Source organism: Sphingomonas sp. R86521 (assembly GCF_042466235.1).
In the GTDB taxonomy this organism is placed as follows: domain Bacteria; phylum Pseudomonadota; class Alphaproteobacteria; order Sphingomonadales; family Sphingomonadaceae; genus Sphingomonas.
On the sequence record NZ_JAXHBY010000001.1, the window covers coordinates 794,566 to 815,000 of the forward strand.

The 20,435-nt window shown below is 68.1% G+C and carries 19 protein-coding genes (1 of these 19 running past the window's edge); 10 read left to right on the top strand and 9 right to left on the bottom strand.

Going from position 1 to position 20,435, the window contains the following annotated elements; translation table 11 throughout:
- Positions 1–75 precede the first annotated feature (75 nt).
- From SJY20_RS03830 to SJY20_RS03840, 3 genes are all read right to left on the bottom strand, one after another.
- Positions 76–2,547 carry a circularly permuted type 2 ATP-grasp protein gene (locus SJY20_RS03830; RefSeq protein ID WP_380785279.1) on the bottom strand — a complete coding sequence of 824 codons (2,472 nt, stop codon included), beginning with the start codon at positions 2,545–2,547 and terminating at the stop codon, positions 76–78.
- A 172-nt stretch (positions 2,548–2,719) separates the two neighbouring features.
- Positions 2,720–5,245, bottom strand: a complete 2,526-nt coding sequence (gene ligD, locus SJY20_RS03835; RefSeq protein ID WP_380785280.1) for a DNA ligase D — start codon at positions 5,243–5,245, stop codon at positions 2,720–2,722.
- A gap of 123 nt (positions 5,246–5,368) precedes the next feature.
- A complete protein-coding gene (locus SJY20_RS03840; protein WP_380785281.1) occupies positions 5,369–6,232 on the bottom strand; it encodes a Ku protein in 864 nt (287 codons plus the stop codon).
- A gap of 131 nt (positions 6,233–6,363) precedes the next feature.
- On the opposite strand from SJY20_RS03840, the gene pdxH reads away from it, so the two are divergent.
- The 3 genes from pdxH to SJY20_RS03855 are packed head-to-tail and all read left to right on the top strand — an operon-like array spanning position 6,364 to position 8,693.
- Positions 6,364–6,942 (top strand): pyridoxamine 5'-phosphate oxidase, encoded by a 579-nt coding sequence (gene pdxH, locus SJY20_RS03845; RefSeq protein ID WP_380785282.1) that lies wholly within the window; start codon positions 6,364–6,366, stop codon positions 6,940–6,942.
- Positions 6,939–7,886, top strand: a complete 948-nt coding sequence (locus SJY20_RS03850) for a cation diffusion facilitator family transporter (protein WP_380785283.1) — start codon at positions 6,939–6,941, stop codon at positions 7,884–7,886. Before pdxH ends, SJY20_RS03850 begins: the two co-directional genes overlap by 4 nt.
- A gap of 15 nt (positions 7,887–7,901) precedes the next feature.
- Entirely contained in the window at positions 7,902–8,693 is a 792-nt protein-coding gene (locus SJY20_RS03855; protein ID WP_380785284.1) for a PhzF family phenazine biosynthesis protein, read from the top strand.
- Positions 8,694–8,786: 93 nt separating this feature from the next.
- Here the strand turns inward: SJY20_RS03855 and SJY20_RS03860 are convergent, their stop codons facing one another.
- Both SJY20_RS03860 and mnmA read right to left on the bottom strand, forming a co-directional pair.
- Positions 8,787–9,038 carry a UvrB/UvrC motif-containing protein gene (locus SJY20_RS03860; RefSeq protein ID WP_380785285.1) on the bottom strand — a complete coding sequence of 84 codons (252 nt, stop codon included), beginning with the start codon at positions 9,036–9,038 and terminating at the stop codon, positions 8,787–8,789.
- Positions 9,035–10,141: a tRNA 2-thiouridine(34) synthase MnmA gene (mnmA, locus tag SJY20_RS03865; RefSeq protein ID WP_380785286.1), complete on the bottom strand. Its 1,107-nt coding sequence runs from the start codon at positions 10,139–10,141 to the stop codon at positions 9,035–9,037. Before mnmA ends, SJY20_RS03860 begins: the two co-directional genes overlap by 4 nt.
- Before the next feature lie 164 nt (positions 10,142–10,305).
- On the opposite strand from mnmA, the gene SJY20_RS03870 reads away from it, so the two are divergent.
- From SJY20_RS03870 to SJY20_RS03885, 4 genes are all read left to right on the top strand, one after another.
- A complete protein-coding gene (locus SJY20_RS03870) occupies positions 10,306–10,533 on the top strand; it encodes a hypothetical protein (RefSeq protein WP_380785287.1) in 228 nt (75 codons plus the stop codon).
- A 102-nt stretch (positions 10,534–10,635) separates the two neighbouring features.
- Positions 10,636–10,935 (top strand): DUF1153 domain-containing protein, encoded by a 300-nt coding sequence (locus SJY20_RS03875; protein ID WP_380785288.1) that lies wholly within the window; start codon positions 10,636–10,638, stop codon positions 10,933–10,935.
- A 120-nt stretch (positions 10,936–11,055) separates the two neighbouring features.
- Positions 11,056–11,313 carry a GlsB/YeaQ/YmgE family stress response membrane protein gene (locus SJY20_RS03880; protein ID WP_380785289.1) on the top strand — a complete coding sequence of 86 codons (258 nt, stop codon included), beginning with the start codon at positions 11,056–11,058 and terminating at the stop codon, positions 11,311–11,313.
- A gap of 147 nt (positions 11,314–11,460) precedes the next feature.
- Positions 11,461–11,817, top strand: a complete 357-nt coding sequence (locus SJY20_RS03885; RefSeq protein ID WP_380785290.1) for a lysozyme inhibitor LprI family protein — start codon at positions 11,461–11,463, stop codon at positions 11,815–11,817.
- Between the two features lie 12 nt (positions 11,818–11,829).
- Here the strand turns inward: SJY20_RS03885 and SJY20_RS03890 are convergent, their stop codons facing one another.
- Together SJY20_RS03890 and SJY20_RS03895 are read right to left on the bottom strand one after the other, a co-directional pair.
- A complete protein-coding gene (locus SJY20_RS03890; protein ID WP_380785291.1) occupies positions 11,830–13,164 on the bottom strand; it encodes a DUF3999 family protein in 1,335 nt (444 codons plus the stop codon).
- Positions 13,161–16,019, bottom strand: a complete 2,859-nt coding sequence (locus tag SJY20_RS03895; RefSeq protein ID WP_380785292.1) for a DUF2339 domain-containing protein — start codon at positions 16,017–16,019, stop codon at positions 13,161–13,163. The genes SJY20_RS03890 and SJY20_RS03895 overlap by 4 nt, the downstream gene beginning before the upstream one ends.
- 155 nt (positions 16,020–16,174) lie before the next feature.
- Here SJY20_RS03895 and SJY20_RS03900 point away from each other — a divergent pair, with 155 nt between their 5' ends.
- Positions 16,175–17,158: an SPFH domain-containing protein gene (locus tag SJY20_RS03900; RefSeq protein ID WP_380785293.1), complete on the top strand. Its 984-nt coding sequence runs from the start codon at positions 16,175–16,177 to the stop codon at positions 17,156–17,158.
- Between the two features lie 8 nt (positions 17,159–17,166).
- Positions 17,167–18,060, top strand: a complete 894-nt coding sequence (locus tag SJY20_RS03905) for a hypothetical protein (RefSeq protein WP_380785294.1) — start codon at positions 17,167–17,169, stop codon at positions 18,058–18,060.
- A gap of 12 nt (positions 18,061–18,072) precedes the next feature.
- Here the strand turns inward: SJY20_RS03905 and SJY20_RS03910 are convergent, their stop codons facing one another.
- Both SJY20_RS03910 and SJY20_RS03915 read right to left on the bottom strand, forming a co-directional pair.
- Positions 18,073–18,378, bottom strand: coding sequence for a GCN5-related N-acetyltransferase (locus SJY20_RS03910; protein ID WP_380785295.1), 306 nt, complete (start codon positions 18,376–18,378; stop codon positions 18,073–18,075).
- A gap of 37 nt (positions 18,379–18,415) precedes the next feature.
- The gene (locus SJY20_RS03915; RefSeq protein WP_380785296.1) at positions 18,416–19,672 is read right to left on the bottom strand and encodes a PQQ-dependent sugar dehydrogenase; all 1,257 of its coding nucleotides are present in this window, start codon (positions 19,670–19,672) and stop codon (positions 18,416–18,418) included.
- 167 nt (positions 19,673–19,839) lie between these two features.
- Here SJY20_RS03915 and SJY20_RS03920 point away from each other — a divergent pair, with 167 nt between their 5' ends.
- Positions 19,840–20,435, top strand: partial view of an aspartyl protease family protein gene (locus SJY20_RS03920; RefSeq protein WP_380785297.1) — the 5' end (the start) only. The gene runs 1,156 nt beyond the window's last position; 596 of the gene's 1,752 nt are visible here — the first part of the coding sequence; it begins with the start codon at positions 19,840–19,842; its stop codon lies beyond the right edge, outside the window.

The window sequence follows — 20,435 nt, forward strand, 5'->3', positions numbered from 1 at the left end:
GGCGCAGCATTGCTTGGCGGCCCCTCACCCCTACCCTCTCCCCGGAGGGGAGAGGGAGCAGCGCACGCTTGCCGCTCATGCCAGGATCAGCCCGGCGGCGCGCAGCGGTTCGGCGCCCTGCAGGAAATAGCGCCGCGCCAGTGCGTCCGACACGCCGCCCAGCCGTCGCTCGATATCGCCCAGCGTTTCCGCATTGAGTTCCGCCGCGCTGGAGGTCGCGACGATCGCCTGCAGCCCGGTCGCCTGCCATTGCTGCGGCTCGGCCATCTCGTCGTCGCTCAGCACCGGCAGTTCCGCGAGCCGCTGCGCGATCCGTTCGGCGGAAAAGGCGAGGCTGCGCGGGTTGCCGGGGTCGAGCGCGACCAGGTCCATCACCGGCACCCGCGCGATCCCGGTCGGGTAACGCTGGCGGTAGGAGATCTGGCTGTCCGCCAGGTCGAGCAGCACCGACAGGTCGTCGGGCGACGCGCCGGGCATCCCGAACAGCCGGATCACGCGCGCCATCGCCATCGCGCGCTCGATCCGCCGGCCGAGATCGTGGAACCGCCACGCCGCGGTGCGCCCCATATGCTCGGCGGACAGCCCGGCGATCGCAGCGTACCGGCGTTGCAGCGATCCGGCGCGATCGAGCATGCCGCGGTGGGTGGGGAAGGGCGCTTCCAATAGCCGCACCATGTCCGCCGACAGCCGGTCGCGCGATCCTTCGCCGATCTCGCGGGCGTGGCGGTTGATCGTCGCGATCGACTGCCAGCCCTCGTCCTCCATCGCGGTGCGCGCGAGGAGGGTCAGGTCGGCGCGGCGCAGCGACGGCGGATGCGGGCCGGCGCCGGCCCCGACGATCAACCCGACCAGCCGCCCCACCGTGGCCGGCGACAGCACCGCGCCGCCATCGACGTCGATCGAATTGCCGAGCATCACCCGGATCGCGCCGAGCAAGGCTTCGCCGCGTTCGAGATAGCGCCCCAGCCAGTAGAAATTGTCGGCGACGCGGCTCGGCAGCGTCCCCGGATTGCGGCGGACGTGGAGCGAGTCCGGCGCGGTCAGCAGCGATTCCGGCGCGACCGGTTCGGGGCCGTGGATGCAGACATCCGCCGACCACACGCCTTCGCCCATCACCCCGGCACGCGGGTCGGGATGCTCGCCGATCCGCGCGAACCCGCCCGGCAGCACGGTCCAGTTGCCATCAGCTCCGCGCGCCGCGAACACCCGCAGCGTGAACGGCCGGGGGACCAGCGCGTCGCCGATCACCACCGGCATCGTCGACAGCTGGACCATCTCCTGCCCGACATAATCCTGCGGGCGGCGCACCAGGTCTGCGATCAGCGCGGTGCGCGCCGCGCCGGTGATCTCGGCGCCCGCGACCGGTCCGCCGGTCATGCCCAGCGGAGTCTCGCGGAACGCCGGCCCGATCAGCATCCGGTCGAACGCCTCCACAACGCTGGCACACGCGTCCGGCTGTCCGCACCACCAGGTCGCGATGTTGGGCAGCAGCAGCTCCTCGCCGAGCAGTTTCCGCGACAGACCCGCCATGAAGCCGGCAAAGGCAGGCGCCTCCAGCAAGCCGGCGCCCGGCGCGTTCGACAGCACGACGTTGCCCGCGGCATAGGCGTCGATCAGCCCCGGCACGCCGATCTGCGAATGGGTGTCGAACGCCAGCGGATCGAGCAGCCGCGGATCGACCCGGCGCCACAGCGCGTCGATCCGCTTCAGCCCGCCGATGGTGCGGACGTACACCTTGTCCTCGAGCGCGGCGAGATCCGCGCCCTCGACCAGCAACAGTCCCAGATAGCGCGCGAGATGCGCCTGTTCGGGATAGCTCGGGTTGAAGCGGCCGGGGGTCAGCAGCCCGATCCGCGGATCGGTGCGCTTGCACATCGCCGCGATCCCAGCGCGGAACGCGGCAAAGAACGGCGCATGGCGCTGGACGTTGAGTTTCGCCTGCAATCCGCCCAGCGTACGCCCGACCGCGAGCCGGTTCTCGAGCGCATAGCCGGCGCCAGCGGGCGCGCGCAGGTGATCGGCGAGCACGCGCCATTCGCCGGTCGGACCGCGCCCCAGGTCGACCGCGATGAACTGCAGATGCCGCCCGCCCGGCGGCTCCAGCCCGACCATCGGGCGCAGGAAGAACGGGCTGCCGGTGACCAGCGCGGCGGGAATATGCCCGTCGGACACCAGGGTCGCATCGCCGTAGAGGTCGGCGACGATCGCCTCCAGCAGGTCGGCGCGCTGCACCACGCCGCGCGCGATACCCGCCCATTCCTGCGATTCGATCAGCAGCGGCACCGGCGAGACCGGCCAGGGGCGCTCGTCGGGTTCGTCGGCGATGCGAAAGCCGGTACCGATGTCGGCGGCATGGCGCTGCACGCGCTCGCGGGCATGGCCGAGATCGTCGGAGGCGACCGTCGCCAGTTCCTCGAACATCGCGGTCCACGCCGAATCCGCGGCGTCGCACAACACGTCGGCAGGGCCGGAGCGCGCACAATAGTCGGTCAGCCAGCGCCGGGCGTGAAGGGTGGCGTCGAACAGGGGGGCGGGTTGCGTCGCCATCGTCACGTAATTCCCCAAAGCGCGTCGGGCTTGGTCCACCTTTCGGCGGCGGGGTGCAAGGCAAATCCCGCCGATTCTTCCGTTCGTCATCCTGGGCTCGACCCAGGATCCAGGGTTATGAAGCGCCGCGTTCGTGGCTCTGGATCCTGACTTTCGTCAGGATGACGGTTGCCTACAGGTCCGGCAGCACCTGGTCCGCTTGCCCCCAGCCATCGAGCGCGGGCGACCCGACCCGTTCGATCAACTTCGCCGCATCGCGCACGCTCCACTTCGCCGCGGTGTCGATATCGCGCAGCTCGGTCCACGACACCGGCGCCGCCACCGGCGCGCCCGCCCGCGCGCGTGCCGAATAGGGCATGATCGCGGTCGCGCCGCGCTGGTTGCGCAGATAGTCGATGAAGATCTTGCCGACCCGCTTGGCCTTGGCCATCACCGCGACGAAGCGATCGGGCTCGGCCGATGCCAGCGCGCGCGCGAAGCGGTCGGCGAAGTCCTTCACCGCGGGCCACTCCGCTTGCGGGGTCAGCGGCACCACGACATGGACGCCCTTGCCCCCCGACAGCAGCGGGAAGCTGACCAGCCCGAGTTCGGCAAGCTGGTTCTTCAGATGCTCGGCGGCCTTCTTGGTGTCCTCGAAATCGAGGCCCTCGTCGGGGTCGAGATCGAACACCAGCCGGTCGGGCTTCTCCAGCGCGTCGATCTTCGATCCCCAGCCGTGGAACTCGATCGTCCCCATCTGCACGCACGCGACCAGCCCGTCGGCGCTGTCGACGTAGAGATAATTCTCGGTCGACCCGTCCTTTTCGCGGATCGGCACCTGGTGGACGGTGTCGCCGAAGCTGCCAGCGTCGTGCTTCTGGAAGAAGCACGCGCGGGCGCGGCCTTGGGGGCAACGGACCAGGCTGACAGGGCGATCGCCGGCCCAGGGCAGCATGATCCCCGATATCGCCGCGTAATAGTCGGCGAGCTCGCCCTTGGTGACGCTCGATTCAGAGAAGATCACGCGGTCGCGGCTGCTGACCTTGACGGTGATCTCGGGCGCGGGGGCGGCATCGGACTTTGGGTCGGGAAGCGGGGCAGGGGTCTCGGCGACGACGTCCTTCGCCGCCTTGTCCTCGCGCAGCCCGATAAAGCTCGAATGGCGCAGCACGCCGTCGGGCGTCGTCTCGGCGAACGCGACCTCCGCGACCAGCTTCGGCGTCACCCAGCGCGCACCGCGCACCGCCGCCTTGGGCGCCTGCACGGTCGGCGTCTTGCGCTCCAATCCGTCGAGCTTCTCGCGCAGCTCGGTCATCAGTGCCTGGTCGAACCCGGTGCCGACCTTGCCCACATAGACATAGCCGTCATGGCCGTTGACCCCGAGCAGCAACGACTTGAACCCGCGTTTCTTGTCCGACGGCAGCCAGCCGACGATGACGAATTCCTGGCGGCGGATGCATTTGACCTTGAGCCACGCCTTGGTGCGCTTGCCGACATAGGGCGCGTCGGCGCGTTTCGAGACGATGCCTTCAAGGCCCTCGCGACACATCGTCTCGAACAATTGCTCGCCCGCGCCGATGACGTGGTCGGAATATTGCAGGTGCGTGTCGCTGCCGATCAGCGGTTGCAGTCTGGCTTTGCGGTCGAGGTTCGACAGCGGCGTCAAATCCTCGCCGTCCAGTTCGAGCAGGTCGAACGCGAACATCGTCATCTCGCCATTCGCCGAGATCGCGTCCTTCAGCGTCGAGAAATCTGGCTGGCCATCCTTGAACGCGACGATCTCGCCATCGATCAGTGCGGTCTTTACCGGGAGCTTGGCGGCGGCGGCGGCGATCCCGGGGAACTTGTCGGTCCAGTCGAGCCCGGAGCGGGTGAAGACCTTCGCCTTGCCATTCGCGACGGCAACGAGCGCGCGGTAGCCGTCGTATTTCACTTCGTGCAGCCACGCGGTGCCAGTGGGGACCGCGTCGACGAGGGTGCAGAGTTGGAGGTCGCGGAACGCAGTCGAAGCATCGTCATCCTGACGAAAGTCAGGATCCAGGGTCTCAGGCGTCGCGCTCGTGGCTCTGGATCCCAGCGTTCGCTGGGATGACGGTTTGGAGAGGAGTGACGGTTTTCGCTCAGGTTTGGCCTTCGCCTTCGCCGTCTTCCCCTCCTCGATCTCCACCATCGTCCGCCCGGTCGCGACGCTGGTCAGCGCCTCCTCGACCAGCGTATCCGTCCCGCCCGCCTCGGCATCGCCGGTCTTCCGCAGCAGCCAGTTCTCGCGCTTTTCCTTCGCGCGCGGTTTCAGGCGGATCAGCAGCCATTCGCCCTTCATCCGCTCGCCCTCGAGGACGAAGTGGAGGTGGCCCTTGTCGAGGTCCTTGGCCGACTTGCCCTTGATCGGAGACCAGGTGCCGCGGTCCCAGAGCATTACCGTGCCGCCGCCATATTCGCCCTTGGGGATGGTCCCCTCGAACGTCGCGTAGCTGAGCGGGTGATCCTCGGTGCGGACGGCGAGGCGTTTTTCGCCCGGATCGAGGCTGGGACCGCGGGTGACCGCCCAGCTTTTTAGCACGCCGTCGATCTCGAGCCGGAAGTCCCAGTGGAGGCGGGTGGCGTCGTGCTTCTGGACCATGAAGCTGTTGCCGTGTCCGGGGGCGAGCGTACCCGCGGGTTCGGCGGTCTTCGCGAAGTCGCGCTTCGCGTTGTAAAGTTCGAGGGGATCGACAGTCATCTCACTCCCCTCCCGCAAGCGGGAGGGGGTAGGGGGTGGGCTCGCGCTCTCGACAATAGCTCACGCCGATGGCGCGAGCCCACCCCCGACCCCTCCCGCAGGCGGGAGGGGAGGAGAAGCGGGTCAGGCACGTTTCTTCGCCGGCGCGCGCTTGGCGGGGGCCTTCTTCGCCGGCGTCTTCTTCTCCTCAGCCTTGGCCGGCTCCTTCGCCGCCATCGACTTCTTCAGCGCCGCCATCAGGTCGACCACATTCGACCCGGAGCGTTCCTCCCCCTTGTCCTCGATGATCTTCTTGCCGTTCGCCTTGCGCTTGCGCTCGATCAGGTCTTTCAGCGCATCGACATAGCGGTCGTGGAATTCCTGCGGGTGGAACGCCGCGGTGCGCTTGTCGATCAGCGCCTCGGCCAGGTCGAGCAGCTCGTCGTCGGGCTTGTCGTCGGGGATCTCGCGAAAATAGCCCTGAGCCTTGTGGACCTCGTCGGCGTAGCGCAGCGTCTCCAGCACCATGCCGCGGCCGCATGGTTTCAAACTGACGACATATTCGCGCCCGCGCATCGCCAGCTGGCCGAGCCCGACCTTCTTGGTCCGCCGCAGCGCCTCGCGCAGCACGATGAACGCTTCCTCGGCGAGGTCGTCGGCAGGCACCACGAAATACGGCTTCTCGTAATAGAGCACGTCGATCTCGCTCGCGTCCACGAACTGCGTCAGTTCCAGCGTCTTCTTCGACTCGAGCTTCACCGCGTCGATCTCGTCCTGTTCGAGCAGGACATATTCGCCCTTCGAGATCTCATAGCCCTTCATGATCTCGTCGGCGTCGACCGGGCCGACGCCGGTGACGACCTTGTCGTAATGGATCGGCTGGCCCGACGGCTCGTGGATCTGCTTGAAGCTGACCTGCGCGCCGCTCTTGGTCGCGGAATAGATCTCGACCGGAATCGAGACCAGCGCGAGCCGGATCTGTCCCTGCCAATATGCGCGTGCGGCCAAAGCGGTGTCCTTCGTTGCGGAACCGATTCAATCGTTCGGGCAGGCAACTCGTTCCCCATCCTTCTTCACGCTCCCTGAAAGGGAGGGGAGACGAGGTTTCGCTATCGGCCATGTTTCGCTATGGAGCCGGCATGTCCAACGACCCCTTCGCGCTGTTCGAGTCCTGGTACGCCGAGGCCAAGGCGTCCGAAATCAACGATCCCAATGCGGTAGCGCTCGCGACGGCGGATGCGGACGGGCGGCCATCGGTGCGGATGGTGTTGCTGAAGGGGCATGGCCCCGATGGCTTCGTGATCTACACCAACCGCGAGAGCCGCAAGGCCGGCGATCTGACCGCCAATCCCCATGCCGCTTTGCTGTTCCACTGGAAGTCGATCCGCCGCCAGATCCGCATCGAGGGGGCGGTCGAGCTTGCGACCGACGCCGAATCCGATGCCTATTTCGCCTCGCGCGGGCGCGACTCGCAGCTCGGCGCCTGGGCGTCCGAACAGTCGCGACCGCTCGATGCGCGCGCGACGTTCGAAGCGCGCTTCGCCGAGATGACCGCGCGGTTCGAGGGGCAGGACGTGCCGCGGCCGCCGCATTGGGGTGGCTATCGGATCGTGCCGACCCACATCGAGTTCTGGCAGGATCGCGCGCACCGGCTCCACGAACGCCGGCTGTTCGTGCGCGAAGACGGTGCCTGGAGCGAAGGGCAGCTGTACCCATGACCAACGACGAACGACGGAAAATCATCCCGCTGGCGACCCGCGCGGCGCTCGCCAGCGTCGCGATGGCGTGCTTCCTGCTGCTGCTGAAGGGCTTTGCGGCGTGGTCGACGGGATCGGTCGCGATGCTCGGCTCGCTCGCCGACACCGCGCTCGACCTGCTCGCCAGCCTCGTGACGCTGTACGGCGTGCGGCTTGCCGCGACCCCGGCGGATCACGACCACCGCTTCGGCCACGGCAAGGCGGAGGCGCTCGCGGCGCTGTTCCAGGTCATGCTGATCACCGCGTCGGCGGGCGCGATCGCCTGGCGTGCGATCGTCGCGCTGGGCAATCCCGGCCCCACCAGCGGCGCGGAATTCGGTATCGGCGTGTCGGTGATCGCGATCGTCGCGACGCTGTTCCTGCTCGCCTATCAGCGTAGCATCATTCGCCAGACAGGATCGGTCGCGATCCTGGCGGACAACGTCCATTACCAGTCCGACGTGCTGCTCAACGGATCGGTGATCGTCGCGTTGGTGCTCGACCAGTATTTCGGCTGGAGCGGCGCCGACCCGATCTTCGGCATCATCATCGCGGTTTGGCTGGCGTGGGGCGCGTTCTCGGCGTCGTCGAACGCGATCGACCAGCTGATGGACAAGGAATGGCCCGAGGATTTGCGCACGCAGTTCCTCGACGTCGCCGCGCGCCAGCCGGGGCTGAAGGGCATCCATGACTTCCGCACCCGCCGGTCGGGCAGTCACGATTTCGCGCAGTTCCACATGGAGGTGTCGCGCGACCTGAGCGTCGCCGCGGCGCACGACATCGTCGAGGGCGTCGAGCGCAACCTGCGTGCGATGTTCCCCAAGGTCGAGGTGCTGATCCACCTCGATCCCGAAGGGCATGTCGACACCGACAACCCGCTGGTCGAGGCCGACGTCACCCCGCACTGGTTCGGCAAGCGCCTTTAAGAAGGTCCGTACAGCATGAGAATCCCCTTCGCGCAGATCGATGCGTTCGCGGACGGTCCGTTCGGCGGCAACCCGGCGGCGGTGATGCCGTTGTCGAAGTGGCTCGACGACGACGTGCTGCTGGCGATCGCCGCCGAGAACAACATCAGCGAGACCGCGTTCCTGGTCGCGTCCGAACAGGACGGCGTCGAGTTCGACCTGCGCTGGTTCACGCCGGCGGCCGAGGTCGCGCTGTGCGGTCACGCGACGCTGGCGAGCGGGCATTTCGTGCTGTCGTCGGACACCGCGCTCGACCGGGTCCGGTTCGCGACGCGGCAGGCGGGCGTGCTTGAGGTCGCGCGCGCCGACACCGGCTATACGTTGGCGCTGCCCGCGTGGAAGCCGAGCCCCAAGCCGCTGCCGGAGATCGCTGCGGCGCTGGGGATCGCGGAACCGATCGAGACGCTGTGGCACGACAAGGGCTATGCGCTGGTCGTCGTCGAGGAGGAGGACGTCGTGCGCACCCTGTCGCCGGACATGGCAGCGCTGGCGAAAATGCCAATCGTCGCGATCGTCGCGGCGCGGGGACGCGCGACCGACATCGTCAGCCGCGTCTTCACGCCTTACTATGCGATCCCCGAGGATCCGGTGACCGGGTCGGCCCACGCCGTGATGGTCCCGTATTGGGCCGAGACGCTCGGTGACCGTTTCACTGCGTTCCAGGCGAGCGCGCGGGGCGGGCGTCTGACGTGCCGGCTCGACGGCGACCGCGTGATTTTGGGCGGCAACTGCGTGACGGTGATCGAGGGCACGTTCCTGCTGCCGTAACTCCCCGTCATCCCGGGCTCGTCCCGGGATCCAGGGTCGCATGCGTTGCGCACCGTAACCCTGGATCCCGGGACGAGCCCGGGATGACGGGAACTAGCGCTTTCGCCCCTTGGTCATCGGATCGGGTTTCTTCGGCTTCACCCAACCCTCCGGCGGCACCACGCGCTGCTGGCTCGTGCCTAGCCCCATCGCGCCGGGCTGTTGCCGCGTCAGGCCTTCGGTGTCCGCAACCTCGCCGCCGCCGCGTAGCACGCTGATCTGGTCACGCAGCCGCTTGGCGGTCTCGAAATCGAGCGCGGCGGCGGCGGCTTCCATCTGTCGGCGCAGGTCCTCGATATCGGTCACGCCGCGAGCATCGCGGCTTCGGTCTCGGCGATCCAGCCGCCGCCCAGCACCCGCGACCCTGCGTACAGCACAGCCGCCTGTCCCGGCGCGACGCCGTATTCGGGGGCGTCGAACACGATCCGGTCGCCGACCAGTCGCGCCGGCACCGGCTTCGCCATCGAGCGCACCTTTGCGGTCAGCGGACCATTATGGTCGCCGCCCAGCCAGTTGAGACCGGTCAGCCGCGCGGCATCGACCGCCAGCGCGCGCCGCGGTCCCACCACCACGCGCTTGGTCTCGGGTTCCAATCGAACGACGTAGAGCGGCTCGGCGGTCCCGCCGATCTCCAGCCCGCGGCGTTGCCCGACGGTGAAGTGGATCAGCCCGCGATGCGCGCCCAGCCGCGTGCCGCCGAGGTCGACGATGTCGCCGGCGGTGTCGGCATCGGGTCGCAGCTTCTTGACCAGCCCGGCATAGTCGCCGTCGGGGACGAAGCAGATATCCTGGCTGTCCGGCTTGGCCGCGACCCCCAGGCCCAGCTCCGCGGCGATCTCGCGGACCCGCGATTTGGGCAGCGCGCCCAGCGGAAAGCGCAGATAGTCGAGCTGGTCCTGCGTCGTCGCGAACAGGAAATAGCTCTGGTCACGCGCCGGATCCGCACCGCGGTGGAGTTCGGCGCCGGCGATGTCTTCGATCCGCTGCACATAATGCCCGGTCGCGAGGCAATCCGCGCCCAGATCGCGCGCCAGCTTGAGAAGGTCGGTGAACTTCGGCCCCATATTGCACTGGACGCACGGGATAGGGGTACGGCCCGCCAGATATTCGTCCGCAAACCGGTCGACCACCTGCTCGCGGAAACTGGTTTCGTGATCGAAGACGTAATGCGCGATGCCCAGCCGGTCGCAGACCGCGCGGGCATCGCGGATGTCGCGCCCTGCGCAGCACGACCCGGCGCGACCGACCGCCTCGCCGTGGTCGTAGAGCTGCAACGTCACCCCGATCGTCTCGGCGCCGGTCGCGGCCGCCAGCGCCGCCACCACCGAACTGTCGACGCCGCCAGACATCGCGACGACGATCCGCTTGGTCGCAACCGCCTCGCCGAGCTGAAAATCCACACTATCCATGATGGCGCCACATAGGCGTTGCGGTCGTCCGATGCAAAAATGCGACGAAGAATTGGAAAAAAGCGACAGGTTCATGAACTCTTGCACCGGGCTTTACCCGGCTTTCATTTCCTCGCGGCTACACCATCGGTTCTGCCACGTACGGCAACGAGAGAGTAGAACGCTTGGACCTGAGTTTCCCCCGTTTCGATCGCGACGTCGAGCTCACCGTACTTCCGGGTGATCTGGCCGTCCTGATCGTCGGTATCGCCGCCCGACAGGCGGCGAGCCATACCGCGGTGGTGCAAGCGGGATTCGCGCGTTCGCAGCACGATCCGAAACTGTTCGCGCCACTGCACGGTGCGTTCAACGGGCCGATGGCGGCGGCGTTGATCCGTTGGAAGGAGGAATGAAGACCTGATTTACCGTTGCGTTTCAGTCGATCTTCAAGCCCGGCCCTTATGTGCCGATCCTGCGTATCGAGAGGGGGCCCCCGCCCCGATCAGAGGTTGTACATGATCGAGAACCATAAAATTCGTCCCGGCAAAGTCATCGGCCCCTTGGGCGAGCAGTTGACGCTGGAGTCTCTTCCGCCACCCAGCACCACGCGCTGGGTCGTGCGCCGAAAGGCCGAGGTGGTCGCCGCCGTCAATGGCGGGCTGCTGTCGGTCGACGATGTCTGCGCACGCTATGGCCTGACGGTCGAGGAATTCGCCAGCTGGCAGCGGGCGATCGATCGGTCGGGCATGCCCGGGCTGCGGGTCACGCGAATCCAGCACTACAAGTCGCTGTACGAACGCCAGCAGAAATATTGACGCCCCGGTTAAAAACCGGGGGTCAAAAAACTGGGTGTTTAAAACGGTAGCGGAACAAATTTCCCCGTTCGCTCGTCTTTTCGCCGTCGCCCCATCGCGGGCTAAACGGAGGGAAGTAAAATGGGTCTCATTCTTTGGCTGATCGTCGGCGGTGTCATCGGTTGGATCGCTAGCATGATCATGCGCACCGATGGCCAGCAGGGCATCTTCCTGAACATCGTGGTCGGCATCGTCGGTGCGTTCATCGGCGGCCTGATCCTGTCGGGTGGTTCGATCAACAGCGCGCCGCTGACGCTCACCACGTTCATCGTGTCGCTGCTGGGTGCAATCATCCTGCTCGCGATCGTGAACCTCGTGCGCCGCGGCAGCGTCCGCTAAGCGGTCGCAAACCCAACGCTAAGGAAAGGCCGCCCGAACGATCGGGCGGCCTTTTTTTTGTTCGCCACAATCCCGTGCAGCTCCGGCTGATGCGGCGCCAACGGCAATCAACCTATCGGAGGATATCAGCGTGCAAGGACAATCATCATGATGGGCGTAGTAATGCTGCTCGCCGCAGCGGCCGCGAATTGCGGTGACAAACCGAACCAGACCGCGATGACGATGTGCCAGAAGGCCGTCGCCGATCAGGCGGATGCCGAAATGAACCGGGCGTGGACCCCGCTCTATGCCAAGATGAAGCTGCGCGACCGCGACGAGCCGGGCTACGCCGCCGCGTTGCTGGCCGCCCAGCGCGCCTGGCTGGCGTTCCGCGATGCCGAGTGCCGGATCGAGAGCTATGAATGGCGCGGCGGGTCCATGCAGCCCTTCACGGCGAACCAGTGCCGGGCGGATGTCACGCGCGCGCGGACGCGGCAACTGGTCGAAATGTCGGGCTGGAACTGATCGGACGGACGGTCACGCGACAGGATCGACGCGACCGTTCCGCTTCCACAACGCCCACGCCATGCCGCCGAGCATCGCGGTAGCGGCGAGCAGGACGATCCACAGCAACGCCTGTCGCGTCCCGGTTCCGGCGATCGCGGCCAGGCGAAGCGGGGTTTCCGCAGTTGTCACAGTGGCGGTCGGTATCGGTCCGCGGTCGGTCGCGACGTTGTCCGGCGGCAGATAGACGTCTGCGGCGCCGGCGCGTCCGACAGCCAGCGTGAAGGGCGGGCGACCGGCTGTCAGGAACACGATCGCTCGCGGTACGAAGCCTAGTTCGACCCCCGGCGGGGACGTGAAGCCGGCCGATCGCTGGTCCGCCTCGATCCGGATCAGCCGATAGGATTGGCCCGGCAGCGTAATCGCGCCGCCTGCGTTCGCGCCGACCCCGGGCCGGACGGCGGTTCCGCGGCCCAGCAGGGTCCAGGGCTGCTCAGCATCGTTCCGGCCAAGCACGCGAACGGGAACGATCGCGTCGTTCCCGGTCGGACGGAGTTCGATCGTATCGAGCGCGGTGGCGAACGGTATCGCGAACTCCACGACATGCGGATCGGCCAAGTCCGGCAGGATCGCGCCCATCGTGACCGGCGCGGCGGCGCCGGCCCGGCTCTCAAGCACGGCGCCGCGCACCGTGACCGGCGCCAGCAGCCGCGAGGCGGCGTGCCAGGTGATGCGTAGATACTGGCCGTGCAGCATCTCGCCATCCAACGGGATGCGGGGCCCGCCAGTGGCGCCCGTCGCGCGATAAACGGTCTTTTCGGCGATCGGTCGCCACGTCTTCAGGTCGGCGCTGGCCGCTACCGTGAAGGTGACAGGCTGCGCTTGCGGCACGTCGGCGTCGAGCGACAGCGCTTCTGCGTCGCCGCGGACCGCACGGGCGTCGAGCAAGGCGCCGAGCGTTTCGACCTCGGCCGGCCCGCCGCGCGGCGTGCCGTCGATCCGCGTCACGCGCGCGTCGCCGGTCCCTTCGACCGTCAGCGACACGCCGGTAACCGTCAGCGCGTCGGCCGCGCCCAGGATCGGCATCGCCGGCAGCACATCGCGTCGGCCCGCTCTGCCGGGCGCAGCTGCCTGCGCGATCGGCATCGCCCGGTTGGCGGCATCGAACACGCGGAGGTCGGACAGCCCGGCGGTACGCGACGCCGCCAGCACGGCGGCCGGCAACATAATCCGCTGGGCAGGCGCGCCGCTCGCGACCACGATCGGCAGGCGCGCGGCATAGCCATCGGGCGTGCCGTCCGATCCGGTCGGCGCCGCCGCGACGAGCATCGCCGTCGCCAGGACAAGTGCGGAGAGTCGCGCCCTCATGCCACGGCGCTCCGGTCGTTCGGCACATCGGTCTTGGGCGGCAGCGGGGCTATATAGCCGACCACCAGCATCAGGACGCCGACCCCGATGAACGCAACGATCCGCGCGCCGCCGCCGGCGGTGTTGAGGTCGACCAGCAGCAGCTTCGCGACGGTCAGCGCGAGCAGTCCGGCGCCAACCAGCCACAGCGCCCGCTGCGCCCGGCGGTTGGCGAGCACCATCAGCGCCAGCGCCAGCGAGGTCCACAGGATCGCGAGTCCGGTCTGCACGACGACGCTGCCGAGCAGCGCATCGCTGCCCCATGCCACCCCGAACAGATGGTGCGCGAGCCGCAGCCAGATCGTGTTGATGATCACGAAAGCGAGACCCGCCAGTGCGGCGAGCGCTCCGGGCGTTGCCAGCGTGGCGACGCCGCGAGGCGGGGGGTTCGCCGCCAGCATCGTCCGCCGCCACAGCGCCAGCCCGGCCAGCGCCAGTCCCAGCGACAGGTCGACCGGGTTGAGCACCGGCAGATACGGCAACGGCGTCGTATTCCCCGACGAACCCACCGCCGTCAGCATCGCGCCCAGATAGCTCAGGATAGCGATCGGGATCGCCGCCACCCAGCCATACGCGCTCGCATGGCGATCGAGCGGCCACCGCATCGCGGGTTTGCGCTCGGTCATCGCCCGGCCGGCGGACAGCGTCAGCACCAGAAGCACCGCGACGGTCGCGCTGAGCAAGCTGACCTCCGCCCAGGCCGTGCTCCATAACCGTGCGCGATCGATGCCCAGCCACAGGCAGTCGGCGAGCATTGCCGTCACCAGCCAGACTCCGCCGATATGCACGGCGTCGAGCAGCGGGTGCTGCCCGGTTGCCGCGGCGTCGGCGTCGTTTCGGTACAGCATGTGCAGATGCAGGCCGATCGCGGCGAGCCAGACTATCGCGTCGGGCAGGTACAAGACGTGCCGCCCGTCATCCAGCGCGCTTGCGAACCCTAGTACGAGGGCGACCAGAGTAACATGGCTTGGCCAGGATGCCACTGGCCAGCGCCAGCGGCGTCCGATCGTCTGCGCGACCCAGGCGCTGGCTATGCAGGCCAGCATCACCAGCAACGGCTGAACGCCGCGATCGAACGCCGGCACTGGCGGCCGGTCGGCCAGATGTGACGGCACGATCCGCATCGCTTCCGCCGCCCATGCCGCGCACCAGAACGCGAAGCCGAACAGGAAGGTGGGCTGGGCGAGCGTGGCTTCAAGACGGGCATAGGACCGTGCCACCGCAGACTCGCTGTGCGGCAACGGATCGCGCAAGCACCATGCCGTCGCCAGCGCCGCCAGCGCGATCAGCATGGCGCCGATAAAGCCGGGGTTCGCCAGCGGAAGTGCGGACGCCACGTGCGATGCCTTGCCCATGTAGATCAGCGCCGCCAGCAGCTGCAGCAGGATGCCGAACAGCCGCGGCATCCACCGCGCCTGCCGCATGCCGACCCAGAACGCCCCCGCACCCTCCAGCGCCCAGGTCGCGGATGTCCAGCGCGCGCCCAGCGCCAGCGGGACCGCCAGCGTGACGAAGCCGATGCCGATCGCCAGCATCGTCTCGGTCATCACCCGGAAGCCTTCGCGCCGATAGCGCATCGTCCACGCCGCAACGCCGAGATACAGCGCCGCGAACCCGAGCGCGGCGAACGCGCTGCCCCATGGATCGTCGTGGACCAGCCCGACCTCCAGCCCGAACCCGGCAAGCGCGGGGCCGAACACCAGCCCGCTGTCGACCACTGCACCCAGCCGGCCCGGCGTCGCACCGGTATAGAGCACCGCGGTCGCGACGTAGATCAGCACCGACACGATCAGGAAGCTTTGCGCCGCGACGAAGTCGGCAGGCTGGTAGCTGGTCACGCCCCACCAGGCGGCCACCCCGAACGTCGCGATCACGCCGATCAGGTTCAATACCCGCCACGCCTGGCGCTGCGCGATCACCAGGATCGCGAGGTTGAGGATGGTGTAATAGACGAACACGCCGACGATGCTGCCGCCTCCGCCGCCCAGCAGCAGCGGGACCGCGAACCCGCCGGCGAAGGCGGTCGCGGCGAGTGCCTGCGACCGCTGCAGCAACGCCAGCGCACAGCCCAGCGCGCATACCACGATCATCAGCGCGAACGCCGCGATCATCGGTACCGTGTCGTACAGTCGCGCGGCGGCGAACAGCGTGAGATAGAGCGTCGCGATCCCCGCACCCTGCAGCGCAAGCCCGAAACCGGGTCGGCGATCGCGGGTACGGAACCCGACCGCCAGCAACGCGGTGCCGACGATACCGACCAGCGCCAGCCGCAGCTCGATCGGGAACAGGCCCGCGGACGCGGCATAGCTGGCGAGGAACGACAGCCCGACGAACAGGATGATCAGCCCGACCCTGACGATCGTATTGCCGCCGAACAACCATGCCCGGGCAGCGGCGATAGCGGCGGCGATCGCCGTCGCGACAGCACCCGGTTCGGCGGGCGTCGCGGCGACGGCGCGGACGGCGGCAACCCCGCGGGGCGGATCGGAAAATCCTGCTGCCGGTTCGGGTTCGGGACGCACGACGACCGCTTCCGGCGTCGGCGGATCCGCATAGGTTGCCGGTGCGGTAAACGGACTGGGCGCCGCGTCTTCAGTTTCCACGATTTCCGGTCGCGCGACCACCGACCCCGCAACGAGCGCATCGATCTGGTCCTGAAGCGCCTTCGTCGCCACGGTAAGTTCGGCGCGCACGGCACGGCGCAGAACCCACCCTGCCAGCAGGCCGAACGCCCCGCCGACAAGAAGTCCATATTCTTCGAAATCGACCAGGCACCAGCCTGCGAGTGCGCCGAGAATTGCTATCCACACGATCATGCGTCGTCTTGCCCCCGCGGTGCCCCGTGGCGGTACATGCCCCAACGAAGTCTATCGGTCGAGCATGGTGCTGCGCGAGGCGACGTTTCCTTCGTCACAATTGCCGGATAGATCACCCACATCCGGCGCAAGCCGAACAGGGAAGGCGCAGCAGCATGGCATCTATCAAGAATCTCGGATTTTTCGCACAGTTGCGCAGCGATGCCAGTAATCACGTGATCCGCTATCGCAGCGGCAAGGTCCGCCAGAGCGGGCGCGGACTGGTCTTCTGGTTCCGGCCCGAAACCGCGAGTATCGCCGAACTGCCGATGGATGATCGCGAGATGGCGATCTTCGTGAAGGGGCGCAGCCAGGATTTCCAGTCGGTCGCGATCCAGGGCACGCTGACCTGGCACGTCGTCGATCCCGAACTGCTCGCCGCGCGCGTCGACTTCAGCCTCGGCCTCGTCACCGGCGCCTACAAGAGCGAACCAATCCAGCGGATCGAGACGCGGCTGGCGGGACTGGTGAACCAGGCGGCGCTGCAATATCTCGCGCAGTCCCCAGTCCGCCCGCTGCTCGACGCCGGGCCCGAGCCGCTCCGTCATCAGCTCGACGCCGCGCTCGCCGCCGATCCCGGACTTGCCGAGATCGGCATCGCGGTGACCGCGGTGCGGCTGACCAACCTGGCGCCATCGAGCGAGCTGGAACGCGCGCTGCAGACCCCGACCTTCGAGGCGTTGCAGCAAAAGGCGGATCAGGCGACCTTCGAACGCCGCGCGCTGGCGGTCGAGAAGGAACGCGCGATCGCCGAGAACGAGCTGGCCAACAAGACCGAGCTGGCGCGTCGCGAGATGCTGCTGATCACGCAGGAGGCGGAGAACGCCCGCAACCGCGCGACTGGCCTCGGAGAAGCGCAGCAGATCGAGGCGGCGGCGGAGGCCGAGCGGATCCGCACCGTCGAAAGCGCGAAGGCGGAGGCGGAGCAGGCGCGGATGACGATCTATCGCGACCTGCCGCCGGGCGTGATGCTCGGCCTCGCGGCGCGCGAACTGGCCGGCAAGCTCGACACCATCGAGCATCTGAACGTGACCCCCGACCTGCTCGCCACGCTGCTCGGCGAATTCCGTCGCGATCCCGCCCCGCTGCCACCGCGCTGACGCGGCCGATGGCGACCAACAGCCCGCGCGCGGTGTTCGTGACGCGCGAGACCGATTACGACCTGCTGCTCGCCCGCCACGCGACGCGCGGCCAGGCGAAATTCTTTCTGGAGACCCGCGGGCAGGACATCGACATGCTCGAGGATCGCCACCGCCAGCTCCACGCCACGCTGCACGCCGGGCGTGCGGCGGTGCCGGCCGACTGGCGTCAGGCCGCGGTCGCGCGCGCCGATCTCGATCGCTTCCTGTTCGGTCCAGAGGATGTCGTCGTCGCGGTGGGGCAGGACGGGCTGGTCGCCAACGTCGCCAAATACCTCGACGGCCAGCCGGTGATCGGGCTCAACCCCGCGCCCGACCTATACGACGGCGTGCTGGTCCGCGTCGGGCTGGCAAGGCTGGCGGCATTGCTGCGCGCGACCATCGCCGGGGCGGCCACCGCCGAGCGCCGCACCATGGTCGAGGCGAAGCTCGATACCGGCGAACGGCTGCTGGCGCTGAACGAGGTGTTCGTCGGCCATCACAGCCATCAGTCCGCACGGTACCGCATCGCCACCTCCGACCTCGCGGAGGACCAGTCGTCCAGCGGGTTGATCGTGGCGTCCGGCACCGGCGCCACCGGCTGGGCACGGTCGATCATGGAGGCGACGCATGAGGGCCTGCCGCTCGACCCCCAGGAACGTGCCGTCGCGTTCTTCGTGCGCGAACCCTTTCCCAGCAAGGCCACCGGCACCGCGCTGCGCGCCGGCAGGCTGGTCCGAACGCCGCTCGCGGTCACCTCGCGGATGAACGAGGGCGGCGTGATCTTCGGTGACGGGATCGAACAGGATTTCCTCGGTTTCGGCTGGGGCCGGGGCGTCACGATCGGCGCCGCGGACCAGACGCTCCATCTCATCGTCGGGTAGAACGGGCCGGCACTAACGGCGCCGCCTTCGCCACGCCAGCGACCGCCCGTTGAGCAGTGCCAGGTCGGCGTCCCCCGCCACCGTCGCCTCGGCCAGCGCGACCGCACGGTCCAGCAGGCCGCGGTCGGCACGGGCATAGGCCGGGCGGCCGGGAATATGGTCGTACCAGACGCCCTGGCACGCATTGTCGAGAAAGATCCGCTGGAAACAATGATCCGCGCGCACCGGCCAGTCCCGCGCCGATGCCATTGCGGGCAGGACCTCGCGGGTCAGCGTCAGCCAGCGGGCCTCCGCCGCGCCACGATCGTCGGTATCCATGCCGGTACAACGATCGCAGCGCGTCGAAGGCTGCGCGCTACCGGTTCGGCGTCAGTCGCAGCAGACGGCCGCCATCGCCGTCCTCGAGCACCCATAAGGCGCCGTCGGGTCCAGCCATCACGGCGCGGATGCGGTTGCCCATGTCCCAGCGCTCGACCTCGCGCGGTGCCGCCCCGTCGAACGCGATCCGGATCAACGCCATCGATGCCAGTCCGCCGACGAACGCCGATCCCCGCCATTTGGGGAACATCGCGCCATCGTAGAACGCCAGCCCGGCGGGCGCGATGATCGGGTCCCAGTACAAGGCGGGTTCCTGCAGATCCGGCCGCGTCGCGTGCTTGGCGATCGGGGTGTCGTCGTAATTCTTGCCGTACGACACCAGCGGCCAGCCATAGTTCCGGCTGGGTTCGATCAGGTTCAGCTCGTCGCCGCCCTGCGGTCCCATCTCGGTTTCCCACAAGCGTCCCTTGGCGTCGAACGCGAGACCGTACGGGTTGCGGTGCCCGGTCGACCAGGTCTCGGCCGGCGTAAGGTTGGGGGCGGGGATCGTGACCATGTGCCCCTTGGCGGTCGCGGCGGCGCCGGTGTTCGCGGGCGGATCGAACACGCTGACCGTGGTCTTCCCGGTCTTGCCCGCGCCCGGATTGCCTGGCGCAGGCTTGCCGTCGAGCGTCAGCCGCAGGATCTTGCCAAGCGCCTGGTCGGGATCCTGCGCCGGGGTAAAGCGCTGCCGCTCTCCGGAAGTCAGGAACAGATACTGGCCGTCCGGCGAAAACGCGATGTAGCCGCCGAACTGGCCGCCGGCGCCGCGCGGCAGCTGACGCCAAATCACTGCCAGGCCCTGCAGCACTGGCTTTCCGGCGATCGTACCGAGCGTCGCCTTTGCCAGCGCCAGCCCGTCACCGCCTTCGCCCGGTTCCGAATAGGTCAGATAGACCTGATGGTCCTGCGCGAACTTCGGTGAGATCGCGACGAACAGCAGCCCGCCCTGGCCTTCGGCATGCACCTTCGGCACGCCGCCGACCTCGGTCTTGGCGCCGCTGGCGGTCGTCAGCCACAGTTTCCCGGTCTTCTCCGTGACCAGCATGGCCGACCCCGGCAGGAAGGCGAGCGCCCAAGGCGCGTCGAACGTCGCGATCGCCGTCGCCTTGAACGGCTTGGTCGCCGCAGGAGTTGATGCGCCGTAATTGACCGGCGCCGCCGCCTTTTCGGTGGTGGCGGCGGGCGCAGTGGACGACGGCCCGCATCCCGCCAGCACGATCGGGACGATACCGGTCAGGATACGATACAGCATAAGCGATCTTCCGTGATGTTGCGTCGGCAAGCGTAAACCGCGCTGCGCAATTTCACCATCCGCGGGACGTGGATTCAGCGGCGGGCGGATTCCATTGCCTTCGCGTTCGATCCGGGGAATGATCCGGGTGCGTTCGCGCGGGGGAGCGCGTTGGGGTGGGGTCGAGCATGAGAGTGAAGACGCTGGTCTCGGTCGTCGCAATGGCCCTGGCACCTTCGGCGGCGTGGGCGGACTGCAAGGTCGGCAAGCTGCTCGACCTGCCCGTCGTCATGGCCGGCCGGCGGCCGATGATCACGGCGCAGTTCGGCGGCCGCGACGCGCGCTTCATCGTCGACAGCGGCGCGTTCTACAGTACGATCGCGCGCGCCACCGCCGCCGAGTTCGGGCTGAAGGTCGACGCGCTGCCTTCGAATTTCCGTCTCAAGGGCGTCAACGGAGAAACCTCGGCCTCCTCGGCGGTCGCGCAGAATTTCTCGCTCGGCGGCGTGACGATCCCGAAGGTGTCGTTCATCGTCGGCGGCAGCGACACCGGGACCGCGGGGTTGCTCGGCCAGAACATCCTCGGGCTGGCGGATGTCGAATACGACCTGCCGCACGGCATGGTCCGGTTGATGAAGACCAGCGACTGCCCAAAGACCGGTCTTGCCTATTGGGCTGGCGGCAAACCCGTCACCGCGCTGAAACTCGAGCGTCCGGAGTCGGACCGGTTCAAGCCGCACACGGTCGCGATGATCATGCTCAACGGACGCCCGATCCGCGCGAC

Excerpts from the sequence above, each read along its gene's own strand:
- SJY20_RS03830 (WP_380785279.1), bottom strand. The coding sequence starts at position 2,547 with ATGGCGACGCAACCCGCCCCCCTGTTCGACGCCACCCTTCACGCCCGG.
- ligD (WP_380785280.1), bottom strand. The coding sequence starts at position 5,245 with ATGACTGTCGATCCCCTCGAACTTTACAACGCGAAGCGCGACTTCGCG.
- pdxH (WP_380785282.1), top strand. The coding sequence starts at position 6,364 with ATGTCCAACGACCCCTTCGCGCTGTTCGAGTCCTGGTACGCCGAGGCC.
- SJY20_RS03850 (WP_380785283.1), top strand. The coding sequence starts at position 6,939 with ATGACCAACGACGAACGACGGAAAATCATCCCGCTGGCGACCCGCGCG.
- SJY20_RS03855 (WP_380785284.1), top strand. The coding sequence starts at position 7,902 with ATGAGAATCCCCTTCGCGCAGATCGATGCGTTCGCGGACGGTCCGTTC.
- mnmA (WP_380785286.1), bottom strand. The coding sequence starts at position 10,141 with ATGGATAGTGTGGATTTTCAGCTCGGCGAGGCGGTTGCGACCAAGCGG.
- SJY20_RS03875 (WP_380785288.1), top strand. The coding sequence starts at position 10,636 with ATGATCGAGAACCATAAAATTCGTCCCGGCAAAGTCATCGGCCCCTTG.
- SJY20_RS03880 (WP_380785289.1), top strand. The coding sequence starts at position 11,056 with ATGGGTCTCATTCTTTGGCTGATCGTCGGCGGTGTCATCGGTTGGATC.
- SJY20_RS03885 (WP_380785290.1), top strand. The coding sequence starts at position 11,461 with ATGATGGGCGTAGTAATGCTGCTCGCCGCAGCGGCCGCGAATTGCGGT.
- SJY20_RS03890 (WP_380785291.1), bottom strand. The coding sequence starts at position 13,164 with ATGAGGGCGCGACTCTCCGCACTTGTCCTGGCGACGGCGATGCTCGTC.
- SJY20_RS03895 (WP_380785292.1), bottom strand. The coding sequence starts at position 16,019 with ATGATCGTGTGGATAGCAATTCTCGGCGCACTCGCAGGCTGGTGCCTG.
- SJY20_RS03900 (WP_380785293.1), top strand. The coding sequence starts at position 16,175 with ATGGCATCTATCAAGAATCTCGGATTTTTCGCACAGTTGCGCAGCGAT.
- SJY20_RS03905 (WP_380785294.1), top strand. The coding sequence starts at position 17,167 with ATGGCGACCAACAGCCCGCGCGCGGTGTTCGTGACGCGCGAGACCGAT.
- SJY20_RS03910 (WP_380785295.1), bottom strand. The coding sequence starts at position 18,378 with ATGGATACCGACGATCGTGGCGCGGCGGAGGCCCGCTGGCTGACGCTG.
- SJY20_RS03915 (WP_380785296.1), bottom strand. The coding sequence starts at position 19,672 with ATGCTGTATCGTATCCTGACCGGTATCGTCCCGATCGTGCTGGCGGGA.